The sequence below is a fragment of the Microbulbifer marinus genome, from assembly GCF_900107725.1.
Lineage (GTDB): Bacteria > Pseudomonadota > Gammaproteobacteria > Pseudomonadales > Cellvibrionaceae > Microbulbifer > Microbulbifer marinus.
The window spans coordinates 815023-828049 of the sequence record NZ_FNQO01000001.1 but is presented as its reverse complement, the minus strand read 5'-3'; the positions used below and the strand labels follow the sequence as shown (position 1 = coordinate 828049).

The following is a 13027-nucleotide window of genomic DNA, read 5'->3' as shown; positions in this document are numbered from 1 at the left end:
CCATCGGATGGAGTCGGTAATGCATCCTCCCAAGTCCCTGCCTAAACATTTCGCACTGGTCTCCGCAGCCTGCGCATTGGCCATGGCGCCGAGCGCCGATGCCGGTGGCCTGATGGTATGGGAGATCGGCACGCCCACGCTGGGTACCGCCGGCGCCGGCTGGGCGGCGACGCCGGAAGATGCTGCCACCGCCTATACCAATACGGCTGGTACCGTCTGGCGTGACAATACCGAGATCATGGCGTCGGGCCAGCTGATGTACGGCCACCTCGATTTCAACGACGGCGGCGACAGCAATGTGCCCGGCAATGACGGCGGCAACGCGATCGAGTGGTTTCCCGGTGGTGGTTTTTTTGCTGCGGGGCGCCTGACCGACAGTGTCGGCTGGGGGCTCGCGATGGCGGGGAATTTCGGCGGAGTGCTCGACTACGACGACAACTGGAAGGGGCGCCGCTTTGTCACGGAAACCAGCCTGATCGGCATGAGCCTGCTGCCCTCGCTGAGCTGGAAGGCGAGTGACTGCCTGTCGTTTGGCCTCGGCCTGAATATCGTGGGTAGCTATTACAAATACGAATCGCGTCCACGCGCGGGGCTGGCCGGTGGCGACGCGCGGCTAAAATACGACGACACCGATATCGCCTACGGCGGTAACCTTGGCGTCATCTACAAGCCGACGGCAATCACTACCCTGGGTCTTTCTTATACGTCGGAGGTGGATCTGGAGTTCAGCGACAGACTGCGCCTGCGGAACTTCGGCCCATTGTTCTCGCAACTGGTCGCCAATCTGGATGGTGCACGCACCAAAATAGACATGAATATCCCGCAGACGATCACACTCAGTCTGCAGCAGCGTGTCTCTATGGCCACTACCATGTACGCCAACTTGAACTGGCAGGAATGGAGCCAGTTCGGTTTTATCGGCTTTGAAATCGATAATCCGGCTCAGACCAGTGTTACGATCAAACGCGAATACGACGATACCTGGCACGGTGCCCTCGGGGTTCGGCATGAATACAACGCAGGTGCGTTGCAGGGCTGGTCACTGTCCGCCGGTGTCGCCTACGACAGCAGTATGGAGGACCTGGATAGTCGCTCGGCCGATGTGGTGGTCGACAAGACCTGGCGCCTGGGCCTGGGCGCCCGCAAGGAACTCTGCCCGGGGCTCAGGCTCGATGTGGGTTATACCCTGGCGTGGGTCGGAGACCCGAAGATCGACCAAAGTGGCCAGCCGCCGTTCAGTCCGCGCCTGCAGGGTAGCTATGACGATTACTCCCTGAATTTCTTTGGCGCTTCGGTACAGTTTGAATTGTAATAACTCGAGCAAATCATGAGGAAGAATCGATGGGCGGACCGACACCGACGGTAGTGACTGTTGAGGAAGCGGGGGAGGGCAGGTTTACCCAGACCCTGACCTCGGGCCCGCATCAGCTGATCGCCGATGAACCGGAGGATGTCGGTGGCGACAACAAGGGGCCCGGCCCCTATGAGTATGTACTGTTGGGGCTGGGTGCCTGTACCAACATGACGATCCGCATGTATGCCGATCACAAGAAGATCCCACTGCAGCGGGTGCGCACTATCCTGTCGCACCGCAAAGTCCACGCCGAGGATTGCGCGGACTGCGAGACGAAAGACGGCAAGATCGACGAGATAGTGCGGGAGGTTACCCTCGAGGGTGAGCTGACCGGCGAGCAGCGCGAGCGGCTGCTGCAAATCGCCAACCGCTGCCCGGTACACAATACGCTGACCTCGGAAATAGTAGTAAGGACGCGTTTGTCTTCGGCATGAATCGCCAAGCCCCGGCTCCGGGCTCTGCGCCGTCTGTAGCGGCAGAACCTAGATCTGCGACTCTATCGGCAGGTAGGCGAGAATCCCGGTCAGGAAGCGCTGCCAAAGCGTGCTGTTCGGATCCTTGTCTTTGACGATCTCCTCGCCATCGTCGTCAGTACGCCGCCAGCGGATATCCCCCTCGCTGTCCAATTCGAGACGCCAGGCGGAATCCGGTGCCGTCCAGGTCTGAAAGAGCTCCTGCAACTGTCGGTTGATTTCGCGGTTTTCGATCAATACGCCGATCTCGGTATTCAGGATGATGGAGCGGCTGTCGAGGTTAATGGAACCGACGAAGCCCCGGTCGCTGTCCATGACAAATGTCTTGGCGTGGAGGGTCGCACGGGACTTATCCTTGAACCAGTGCATGCGGTGCTCGCGTTCCGCGGCGGGGCGTAGCTCCCAAAGGCGCACGCCGGCGCGCAGCAGAGGCTTGCGATAGCGCGAATAGCCACCGTGGGCGGCCGCGGTGTCGGTGGAACTGAGTCCGTTGGTGAGTACATCGACCTGCACGCCGCGTTTTTCCAGTTCGGTAAACAGGTTCATGCCGGGTTCGCCGGGAATTACGTAGGCGTTGCTAATCTGCAGTCGTTGCTGCAATTTACGCACAATCTGTTCCAGCTGGTAGCCCGGATACTCGGTAATCGGTATGCGGTCGGGTTCGGCGGCCTTGTCCGGCGGATCGGCCAGTAACGTTGCCTTACCCCATTCAAACGAAACTTTGCCCTGTGCCAGATCTTGCGCCAAGCTGGAGTCCTTCACAGCCTGGAAGAACTCAGAGGCCTCCTCCTCGTGGAGGCGCTGCTGCAGCCGGTCGCGCAGTTCCGTCAGTGTGTGCGCGTCTTCGTTTTCAAGAACCAATTCCGATGCCGGTACCGATACCTGATGATTCCAGTATTCGTCAAAGGTTTTTGCGGCTTCGGGCAGTATCGCGCCGATCGCGATAGTATCGACGTCGAGAAACTCCACATCGGCACTGGTGAAATAACCGTCTGAGATATTGCGCCCACCGGTAATCATTGCGATTCCGTCCGCGATCAGCAGCTTGTTGTGCATGCGGTGATTAATGCGGCCCAGGTTCAATAACTGTTCCAGTCCGCGACGGATTCTACTTTGGCCTTCCACCGGGTTGAATACGCGAACTTCAATATTCGGGTGATTGTCCAGTGGAGTTACCCAGGGATTGTTCAAACGTGTGCCCAGATCATCAACCAACAGGCGCACACGGACGCCACGATCCGCGGCTTGCAGCAGCTTGTCAGTGAGTATGCGCCCGGAAGTATCATCGCTGAAGATGTAGTACTGCAGATCGACCGACACGCTTGTCTCGTCGATCAGTACGGCGCGGGCGACCAGCGCCTGCGGGCCTTCATGGATCAGGTGAAAGCCTGATTGGTCGCCGGTGTGTTGCCCGGCTTCGTTGCCGATACTGGTGGCCAACCGCGTCTCCGTCGCCGGGGGAAGGGCGCTCGATTCACTTCTTTCCTTGGCAGTCTGATTCATGGGGCTATCACAGGCAGCGAGGGCCAGGGTGCAGATTACTGCGGTAAGTGCGCGCGGTAACGGCATCGGCATACACGTAGGTGGCAATTCAGGAAATCCGTGGCTCAATAATAGTTCAGTGCCCTGCCTGCGGCCGTCATCTGCTGGGTGGGGCAGGGCTTAGGAGTAACTGTTAGATCTCGCGAGTGTCGTCCGGCGCATCAGTAATACCTACTCTGCGCGGACAGATTTTCAGAAAGATACCAAGTGCGACGAGCAGTGCCGCGGCACTGAAGATCACTGCAATTGGCGCGAGTAATTCCTCAGTCTTTTGGTCCTGAATCAGTTTAATAACCAGCACCAGCCCCTCGAGAGCAAGCGCCGCACACACTACGATGATAAATCTTGGCGCGGATTCCAGTAGAGAGTGAAGCGCGGTCAGCTGCGCTTCCGCATGGATATTGATTTTGATGACAACGTACAGCTCGAACATCGCCAATGCGATAATAAGATTGCTGATGGCGTTGATGATGACTTCGGGGATTTCATTCTCACTGTAGAAAATGGCGGATGAAAAAAAGAACTGTGCAAATGTGGAGATGGTGGATATTAATATCGCAGCGCACAGAATCAGGAAAAGCAGTGAAAAAATCCAAGCGAACACGCTGTGTGTGGATATCTTTGCCTTTGGGTTCTCTGTCATTTTTTTCGGTTTATATTTCTTGTGTCGCGAACGACAGAAGTGATGATATAGGTTGTTTGTCGCGTCGGCTTCTCCAGAACCTTACGATTTCCCTTTTTAGCGGAAATTTTCTCCGGGCTTTCGGGGCAACAGACGCAACTTCAGAATACGGCTGAGCTCAGCCTGGAGATCCTTGGATAGGCGGGAAAGCGCACAGGTTTCCTGACTCTGCTCAAAGGCCGGCCCGCAGCCGCCGGAGCTGTGGTACGAATCGGTAAACTTTTATAGCATTGGCTGACGGCAATTTCTGCCTCGATGGACAAATACAGGTTGGTTTGGGTGTCATCGTGGAAGTGTTGGATGTCATCCACGATGCGGGTGTCAGCAGGGCTTTGCAGTTTCATGCTAAGTCATTCAGCAATCGACAGACACAGTGGGAGGAAATATCCGCTTCCTGATCCTGATCGGCCTTCAGGGGAATGCCGGCTATGGGTGAGGAAACGGTATCCGGTTAATAAAGAGCCACTGACAGTTGCGGAATGTTAGATTACTGTCACGTCATGAAGATGAGCCGGTGTCGCGGTCTGTTTCTTCCTCGGACCGTAGCTCGCGTCGACAAATTTTAAGGAATAGACCCAGGCTAATGAGAAGTAATGCAGCACAGATGATCAAGGCTATTGGTGCCGCTAGTTCTAGGATTTTATCTTGCTGGACCAGTTTTATTACCAGAACCAGGCCTTCCAGTGCCAGGGCTACGCTTACGATGACGAGAAACCTCGGTGCTACCTCGAGTAGGTTCTGCATCGAGTGAGGTTTCACTCGAACATTAATTTTTAAAATTACGTATAACTCGAATATGGCAAGAGCGATTATCAGGTCACTGATGCCGTTCAAAACGGTATTGGGTAGTTCGTGTTCTTTGTAGAGAAAACCGCTCGATAGAAAGAATTGTACGAATGTCGATACGGTTGAAAGCAAGAGTGCAGCGCACAAAATCAAAAAGAGAGTGGAAAAAGTCCACAAAAATATGAAGTGCACACTCAGCTTGGGAGTCATCGATTCCTTCATTGTTACTCAGGGCGCATGTGCAAAGAAATAGTCGGTCTGGTTGATGACTCACGTGATTACCGGTGCCGCTTTTAAGCCGGTAGCTGCATGTGTTTTGTATGCGGGGGATATCTGAGTGGCTAAAAAATGAACAGAGCTGTGTTTAGCCTAGCAGGCCGGGGAGGGGCTGGAGGGGGGCGGAAGTGCCTTTTTTCTGCCGGATGCCGGGCTTGCGCATGCCCGAGCTACGAGATGGTGTAGCTCGGTTGCGGAAACGCGATCCGGTACAGTCCTTAGAGGATCAACTGGCGACACTTTGCGCGCCGAGGGAAAAGCTTCGGTCTCTTTCGGCGTCACCGTAGAATTGCAGGATACCGTCCTCCAGTGTTGACTCGAGCAGGATTTTCGCATCCTTCTCATAATCGTTCAGCAGGCGCCACGGGTACTTGGTGCCCTGGCGGGGCAGCACGCCATTGCCGCGCTGTACATAGCCGGATTGCAAGGCGCTCATTACCGATGAGTCCTCGGCGCAGCCTTCGCGGTCCACCGCCACGCACACCTTTTGGCGGTTGCGCTCCATATGATTCAGCAGGCGACAGACATAGCGCGCCGCGATATCCGCCTTGAGGGTCCAGGGCGCATTGGTGTAGCCGAATATCCACGACATATTTGGCACACCCTCCATCAACACGGCCTTGTAGGTCAGCTTGCGGTTGATCTCGACCGGCTCTCCATCGAGCTTCAGCGTCATGCCGCCCAGTACCTGCAGTTTCAGGCCGGTGGCGGAGATGACAATATCCGCTTCCAGCTCGCGTCCGGACTGCAGGCGAATGCCCTTCGCGGTAAAGGTTTCGATGCAATCGGTGGCCACGGAGGCCTTGCCGGACTTGATCGCCTGAAACAGGTCGTCGTCCGGTATCGCGCACAGGCGCTGATCCCAGGGCATATAGTCCGGGGTGAAGTGGCGCATATCGAAATCTTCCCCCAGTCCCTTGCGCACACCGCGCAGATAAAGGCCGCGCATCAGCTTCGGCCAGCGCTTGGAGCCCTTGAACATCCAGCGTTGCAACTTGATATTGCGCCAGCGGGCCATGCGGAAGACCCAGCGTTCCGGCAGGAACTTCTGCAGGATCTCGGAGATCTTGTCGTAGGCCGGAATCGACAGCACATAGGTGGGTGAGCGTTGGAGCATGGTTACGTGGGCCGCCTCGTCCGCCAGGGCCGGCACCAGTGTGATGGCAGTGGCGCCGCTGCCGATGACGACCACCCGCTTGCCGCGATAGTCCAGATCTTCCGGCCACTGCTGTGGGTGGATGAACTGGCCGGTGAACTGTTCGATACCGGGAAACTCCGGGGTATAGCCCTGGTGATGGTCGTAGTAACCGGTGCAGGAAATCAGGTAATCACAACTGTAATTGCGCGGCTCGCCGGTTTTGGTGTCCGTGGCTTGTAGTGTCCAGCGGCGTTGTTCACTACACCAGTTGGCATCGGCCAGGTCCACACCGAAGTGAATTTTGTCACGAACGCCGAACTCCGCTGCCGTATCACCGATGTATTGTCGAATGGCGGGGCCGTCGGCCAGTACTTTGAGCCCGTTCCACGGACGGAACCTGAACCCGAAGCTGAACATATCGGAATCCGAGCGGATGCCGGGGTAGCGGAACAGATCCCAGGTGCCGCCCAGCTCCTCGCGCCGCTCCAGAATGGCGAAGTCTTTACCCGGACACTCGCGGGTCAAATGGCAGGCGGTACCGATGCCGGACAGGCCTGCGCCAATGATCAGTACGTCGAAATGCTGTGACTGCATGGAGAGCTCGCTGATTCGTCTTTATTCTTGTCTGCGCAGTGTCGCCTCTTTTGCTGTATTTTTGAAGGGAGAGTCCGGACGGGTACTGGCTGGTCACGTTATTTGGGCGCTTGTTGGTGGATGGCAATACAACGGCGGCGGGAGTGATGGCCCTTTCTACAGCTTACTTAACAGCTGTTGTCGCCGCTTGACCGGGGATATGCCGAACCAGCGTTTGCAGGCGCGACTGAAAGCGGTGGAATCGGCATATCCGACCAGACAGGCGACCTGAGCTATCGGCATATCTCTTTCCGCCAGATACTGCAGCGTTTTCTCCCTGCGAGCGCGGTCGAGAAACTCATCGAAGGATAGGCCGGCGGACGCCAGATGGCGTTGCAGAGTACGCGGCTGGAATCCCAGTTGTGATGCGATGGTTTTGAGGTTGCAGCAATTGGTCGGCAGTAACTCGGCGATCAGGTGCTCCACTTGTGCAGGAATGGTCAATGGCTGGTCGCTCAGCGCATTCTGCACAAAGGACTCGAGCATATCGTGAATATTTGGATCGGATTGATGGATCGGTTTTTCGAGTACCACGGTTTTCAACATCAGAGCGTAATACTGCTGTTCTTTAAAAATGGGCGCGTCAAAGCGGACAAAATAATCGCGAAAGCTGACAGGAGAATCGCCTCTAATCAGCACTCTCTCTGCCCGAAAGCTTTTGTCATAGAGCATTTTCAATGAGTTGTCTGCCACACCGAGGGTGAGATCCATGATCTGCCCGATCTTTTTGATTCTGGTGGCCTGATTGAAGGACATTCGAGAGATTCCGGGTTCTACATCCCAGTGCAGTTCCATCAACACACCGGGTGCGTAGTAATGCATGTAGCGGATGATCTGCTCAAGTGCACGACCGACTGTCGGTGCATTCAGTGCGATGACCGCCAGCGGTCCCAGCACCATAAGGTCCTGCTTGTACGAGAGTCGCAGTCCAAAGTCGGGGCGGCCCAGCACCCTGGCCGTTTCCTCGAGCAGGTTTATCATGGCTCCGTGAGAGATCACTCCCTCATGCGTACGAACCTTTTCCGGGTCGATCAAAAATCGGCGCAGCAGTGCCTCGGGGTCGCCACCCATTTCCTGCACCAGCTCGATATACCCCATCAGGGCTGTGGAGCGAATCAGTGTATTCATGATTCGATAAGGATAGGACAGGGCCCAATTAGACTGTTGCGCAAATCGTTGTGGGCAATCCTGATCGTACTGATGTGCCACGGTAGTGGAGAGCGACGCATAAAAAGTGATGGAGCGTGGTAAAACCTCCGGCATTTGCCGCGGTCAATGGCCGGCCGTACAGGTTCCAGTTATTAGTTGCCGGCTAGTCGCAATCCGGCCCCCCCATACTGAATACCGGCCTCCGCTGGTATGACTAGCCGGGGGCTGGGATGTTCCCATTGATCCGTCATTCCGGCAAAGGCCGGAATCCAGATGTCCGGAAACCGGACGGATGCCGTTGCCGGCTACAGACCTGACCTGCCCCTATGAGTGTCTTGTTCAGTCTGCCGGGGTATACCAGATCGGCGACGTCCAGGCGCGCTCCTGAATTGATACCGGCAGGTCGTCGCGCGGCTTGCGCCCGACGCGCATGGCGTCGTAGGTGGACCAACGCGGTGTCGGGATCTCAATGACGCGGGCGTAGTAGAAGGCGTGTTGCTCCGGGTCGAAGTCTTCGTCCGTCCAGACAGCGGAAAGCTGAGCCGCGCCGATCGTATTGGTATAGGTCGCCTTTTTGATGTTGACGGTATTGCCGACCGGCTCAACCTTGCCGTCGGTGCCGGGCTTGCGGTCGTCAGACAGGGCGACATTGAAAATCTGCTGATGCTGCACGCCGTCTTCATCGACCCAGCCCTTGATGATCTGGATGCGATCGAGATTGGCTCCCGCGCCGTCCTTCATCGCCTGCACCAGGAATACCGGCTTCTTGCCGGCGCCGCCCGGCTTCAACTTGCCGCCCATGGGCACGCCGCCGGCGTAGGCCGCTTTGGCCCAGTCGCCCTGCATGCTCTGGTCGTCGTAGTCCCAGCCACCGAAGAAGCGCACTTTCATCCGCGAGCCTGAGGTCGCGTAGGTTTCCTTGCGCTTGACGGCGTCCCAGATGGCTTCGCGGGTGTTTTCCGGGGCCCACACCGCGGCGAGACCGCCGGAGCTGAATTCCCGTACCCGCTGGTTGTTTACTTCATCACCGGGGACGGGGCCGTCGAGGCGGTGTTCCGGGCTGGCTTCGATTCCGAATTTGCCGGTGTAATTGTCCTCTTCGACTGCAGATGCTGAATTGTGTGTGTCGGAATCGCCGATCAGGCCAAACACATAGGGGTTCTGCTTGCCGTTGGCCGCAATGGACAGGCCATCGAGATAGGCCTGGCGCGCGTAGCCGCCTTTCTTGTTTTTCGGACGTTCGACTTTCGTGGAAGAGAGGATGTAATCCCAGATCTCAAAATCGGCGAATTCGTCGTTCGGCGACAGGCTGGGGAAGGTTTCCGAGGTGCCCTTGATCTGCGATACCTCGTACACAGGCTCATTGCTGACGCGCGCCTCGATATATTCGGCAGTTAGGGGTTTGCCGTCGATTTCGATAGGGAACATCAGCCCATCACTGGCGTTACCGTTGTGCGGTATTGCGAACAATGTCGCGCCACCTTTACGGACAGCTCCCATCCATTTCCACAGGTCGCGCGGGTCTTCAGAATCCAGGGCGGAATAGGGCATATCCGGAACGCCCTCGGAGGTGCGGAATACCACCACGCGGTGCAGATTTAGTTTGTCGGGGTTTGAGGTCCACTCAAACGCCGGGAAGGTGGTGAACTTGCCGGGCTCGTAGAACTTGTCGGCCGTCTCGACAATTTCCTGCCAGATGGGCTTGGTGATTGTGGGGTCTGAAAGGGCCGGATCCGATTGGCCTGGTTGCATAGAGTCCAGTACCCGGGCATAGGCGTCGAAGGCCACCTTGGGATCTTTGGAAGTGATTTCCTTGGCGAGCGGCAGCTTGCTCGCCGGGCTGTCGGGGTCGTACATTTTCTTGAACACACCGAGATATTCGGCGTGGTCGGAGACGGCGTAAAAGTCCAGTGGTTGACTGATACGCAGTTCGCCGCCCAGTACGCCGGCGGAAATGGCCTCTCCCTTGGCCCAGCGGTAGGCGTCTGCCGGTGTTGTGGTGGCCCCATTGGTCACGGCATCGAACGAGTAGCTGGTGTGGACGTGGAAGTTGCCGAAATAGACGTTGTCGGCAATTTCCCCGGCAGTATCGCCGGCGTCTTCCTCCGCCACCATTTCCCTTGCCGTTCCTGTACCGGTGCCATTCCTGGTAACCGTCTCGGTAGCAGTTAACTCATCGGTTTGTGCTGGCGCCGTCGAATCTTTTTCTGGCTGCTGTTGGTTGCGGTCGCCACCGCAGGCGGCGAGCAGGAGTGAGAGTAGCAATAACTGGCTGAACTGGCGCATGGATAACCCCGCAGACAAAGTGCCCGATGGCAACCGTTAGCGTTAAGCGTAGTTATTCAGCGGGAAGAGAACGGCCAAAGCCGGGGCGCGACGCCGATTGCGGGTGGAATTCAGCGCAGCATCTTTTCGTATTTGTTTGCGGTCTGCAGGTCGCCAGTTTCCCGATTGATGGAGGCGAGGGCCGAAAGGATTTCCCGGCTGCCGGGAAAGCGCTGCCGGCCCCGCTCCAGCGCGGCCAGCGCGGCGGCGCTATTGCCTGCCGAGTTGAGCGCTATGGCATACACATAAATGAAGCGGGCGCTGCTGTTGGAACTCTCGGCGGCCCGGCGCAGGTAGTTCAGTGCCTCCGCTTTGCGCTGCTGGCGAATAAGGGACAGCGCCAGTGAATGCCAAATGGGCGCCTTGTCGTAGACGTCTTCGAGTGCGTCACGCAGCAGCGCCTCGGCGTCCTGTTCCCGCCCTGCCGTGCGGAACAGCTCTGACAGGTTGATATAGGCTGGCGTGTAGTAGGGCGCGATAGCCAACGCCCGCCGGTAAAAGGCCTCCGCCTGTTGTGGATTGCCGCGCTGGGCGTGCAGTCCCGCCAGATTGGTCAGCGACTCCGGCCGGTCGCCATTGAATGTTTCCGAGGCCAGGTAATCCCTGAGTGCACCGGCGAGTTGCTGTCGAACTGCGTCTGGATAATTGTGCTGTGGCAGGCTGAACAGTGCATTGGCAGCCAGGGCCGAGGTGACGCGATCATCTTCATAGAGCAGCGGAATACCCAGTGCCGGGCGGATCTGTTCCGGCACCGACTCCAGCGACTGCGCCAGGCCCAGGCTGAGCAGAGGCTCATCGCCCTGGGCGATGGCCTGCAGCATTTGCAATGAAGTCTGCGACAGGTAGCGCGGCAGCAGGCTCACCGCAGTCGCACGGGCAATATCAGGCTGGGACTCGTCGGCAATCAGGCCGATCAGGCTGCTCTCGGCACCGGGCAGACCGTGGCGGCCGGCGTATAGTGCCTCGCCATAGTGCTTCTGCGGGGGCGCGCCGAACTTGTCTTGCAATACTGCGGTGGCCCAAGCATTCGCTTTCTCTGTATGGCAGCCGGTGCAGGCATTGGGTGTTTGCAGTTTGTTCGACAGATCCGGGCGCGGAATGCGGAAACTGTGGTCGCGGCGCGCGTCCACCTGCATATACGTCTTGGCCGGCATATGACAGCTGACACACTGTGCGCCCGAGCTGTCGGCGGGGTGGAAGTGGTGCTCGGCAGTGTCGAATTTTGCCGGCAGGTGGCACTGGCCACACAGGCCGTTGCCCGCCACCCGCAGTTGCAGGCTGTGCGGCTCGTGGCAATTGCTGCAGGTCACGCCGGCCGCGTGCATCTTGCTCTGCAGAAAGGAACCGTAGACGTACACCTCGTCGTTGATCTGGCCGTCGGCGTGATAGAGCGGTTCTGCAAGCAGTGACAGATTGAAGTGGTCCAGCAGGCGACCTCCCGCCTCGGCACCGGGGAACGCGGTCGAGCGGCGTGAGTGGCACTGGGCGCAGGTCTCTATTTCTGTTGGTGTGTCGGCGGCCTGAGTGAGACGCGCGATACCGCTCTCGGCATCCATGGCCCAGGCGGCCTTGCTGCGCCCGGCGTAGGAGACCGCAAGGCCCTTGTCGGCGATGTCGGGCGCAGGGCGATTTGCCCACTGCACGTGGTTGGAGCCCGGGCCGTGGCAGGCCTCACAGGCGACATTGATCTCGGACCAGGCAGTGTCGTAGGTCTGGTTGCCGAGATCGTAGTTCTTCTGCAGGTTGGTGGAGTGGCAGTCGGCGCACATGAAATTCCAGTTCTGGTTGATACCGGTCCAGTGCAACGGGTCCCCGGGTTTGATCTGTTCGTTTGGGTACAGATGGAACCAGCGCTGGCCGCCTTCGGCTTTGCTGCGGCTGTCCCAGGCGATACTCAGTGCCTGCAGCTTGCCATTGGGAAACTCAACCAGGTACTGCTGCAGGGGAAAGACGCCAAAGGTGTAGGCGACCGGGAAATCGTGCAGTTCGCCGTCCTGGCCATCGGTGCGCACGAAGAATCTGCCGTCCTTTTTAAAGAAGAGGGACACGGTGCCGTAATAATCGAACTGCGTATCGTTGAAATCGCCCGCGACAGTGCTGTCACTGGCCTCTTTCATGGCCATATCGTGGTGGGAGCCGCGCCAGGACTGGAACTCCTGCTGGTGGCAGGATGCGCATTGCTTGCTACCGACATATCCGGCGGACGGCTTGCTGTCGGTGCTGGTCGTGTCCCGGTTAGCGACAGAGCCCTGTTGCAGCGAAGCGACGGCGTCGGTCCCCGCCTTCACACGCTGCTGTTGATCGGGCAGGTTGTTTTTGTCACAACCGGCGAGCAGCAGTGTGAACAGCAGAAACCTGGTGAGTGTCGGCATATGCATTCCGGGTGGTGCCATGGCGGCGCGTGGCAGCCGATGCGCTGCGGCGCATTCGTTATTGAGCCTGTGGTCACGTCTGGCGACGTGGCGTCTTATTTGATCCAAGGTTAGCCCAGTCACTTTCGGACTGGCGCCGGATCTGGTCCCTGTGGATGAGAATTGGCGTGAAGATCTGCCTGCCGTAGCGGCTGCCAGCCTTTCGCGGTTCAGGCCAGCTTCCACATAATCGTGACTTCAATCAGTAGTGTGGTGCCGGCATGCGGCTGATTCTGGTGACTGTCAGGTTCCTATCCC

The 13027-nt window shown here is 57.9% G+C and carries 8 protein-coding genes; 2 read left to right on the top strand and 6 right to left on the bottom strand.

Annotated elements, in window-relative coordinates:
• The first annotated feature begins 19 nt into the window (after nt 1-19).
• Both BLW36_RS03590 and BLW36_RS03585 read left to right on the top strand, forming a co-directional pair.
• Nucleotides 20-1312 (top strand): OmpP1/FadL family transporter, encoded by a 1293-nt coding sequence (locus BLW36_RS03590; RefSeq protein WP_170833104.1) that lies wholly within the window; start codon nt 20-22, stop codon nt 1310-1312.
• 29 nt (nt 1313-1341) lie between these two features.
• Complete coding sequence (locus BLW36_RS03585; RefSeq protein WP_091385241.1) at nt 1342-1788, top strand: OsmC family protein; 447 nt, start codon at nt 1342-1344, stop codon at nt 1786-1788.
• A 48-nt stretch (nt 1789-1836) separates the two neighbouring features.
• On the opposite strand, the gene BLW36_RS03580 is transcribed toward BLW36_RS03585, so the two are convergent.
• From BLW36_RS03580 to BLW36_RS03550, 6 genes are all read right to left on the bottom strand, one after another.
• Nucleotides 1837-3267, bottom strand: a complete 1431-nt coding sequence (locus BLW36_RS03580; protein ID WP_244506116.1) for a phospholipase D family protein — start codon at nt 3265-3267, stop codon at nt 1837-1839.
• Nucleotides 3268-3502: 235 nt separating this feature from the next.
• Nucleotides 3503-4012 carry a hypothetical protein gene (locus BLW36_RS03575; RefSeq protein ID WP_091385236.1) on the bottom strand — a complete coding sequence of 170 codons (510 nt, stop codon included), beginning with the start codon at nt 4010-4012 and terminating at the stop codon, nt 3503-3505.
• A gap of 1327 nt (nt 4013-5339) precedes the next feature.
• A complete protein-coding gene (locus tag BLW36_RS03565; protein ID WP_091385232.1) occupies nt 5340-6845 on the bottom strand; it encodes a flavin-containing monooxygenase in 1506 nt (501 codons plus the stop codon).
• Nucleotides 6846-7001: 156 nt separating this feature from the next.
• Complete coding sequence (locus BLW36_RS03560) at nt 7002-8012, bottom strand: AraC family transcriptional regulator (protein ID WP_170833103.1); 1011 nt, start codon at nt 8010-8012, stop codon at nt 7002-7004.
• 360 nt (nt 8013-8372) lie between these two features.
• On the bottom strand, nt 8373-10319 hold the full coding sequence (locus BLW36_RS03555; RefSeq protein WP_091385228.1) for a DUF3604 domain-containing protein: 1947 nt from the start codon (nt 10317-10319) through the stop codon (nt 8373-8375).
• A gap of 110 nt (nt 10320-10429) precedes the next feature.
• Entirely contained in the window at nt 10430-12730 is a 2301-nt protein-coding gene (locus tag BLW36_RS03550; protein WP_244506115.1) for a tetratricopeptide repeat protein, read from the bottom strand.
• Nucleotides 12731-13027: the final 297 nt, after the last annotated feature.

Excerpts from the sequence above, each read along its gene's own strand:
- BLW36_RS03560 (WP_170833103.1), bottom strand. The coding sequence starts at position 8,012 with ATGAATACACTGATTCGCTCCACAGCCCTGATGGGGTATATCGAGCTG.
- BLW36_RS03585 (WP_091385241.1), top strand. The coding sequence starts at position 1,342 with ATGGGCGGACCGACACCGACGGTAGTGACTGTTGAGGAAGCGGGGGAG.
- BLW36_RS03550 (WP_244506115.1), bottom strand. The coding sequence starts at position 12,730 with ATGCCGACACTCACCAGGTTTCTGCTGTTCACACTGCTGCTCGCCGGT.
- BLW36_RS03590 (WP_170833104.1), top strand. The coding sequence starts at position 20 with ATGCATCCTCCCAAGTCCCTGCCTAAACATTTCGCACTGGTCTCCGCA.
- BLW36_RS03565 (WP_091385232.1), bottom strand. The coding sequence starts at position 6,845 with ATGCAGTCACAGCATTTCGACGTACTGATCATTGGCGCAGGCCTGTCC.
- BLW36_RS03575 (WP_091385236.1), bottom strand. The coding sequence starts at position 4,012 with ATGACAGAGAACCCAAAGGCAAAGATATCCACACACAGCGTGTTCGCT.
- BLW36_RS03555 (WP_091385228.1), bottom strand. The coding sequence starts at position 10,319 with ATGCGCCAGTTCAGCCAGTTATTGCTACTCTCACTCCTGCTCGCCGCC.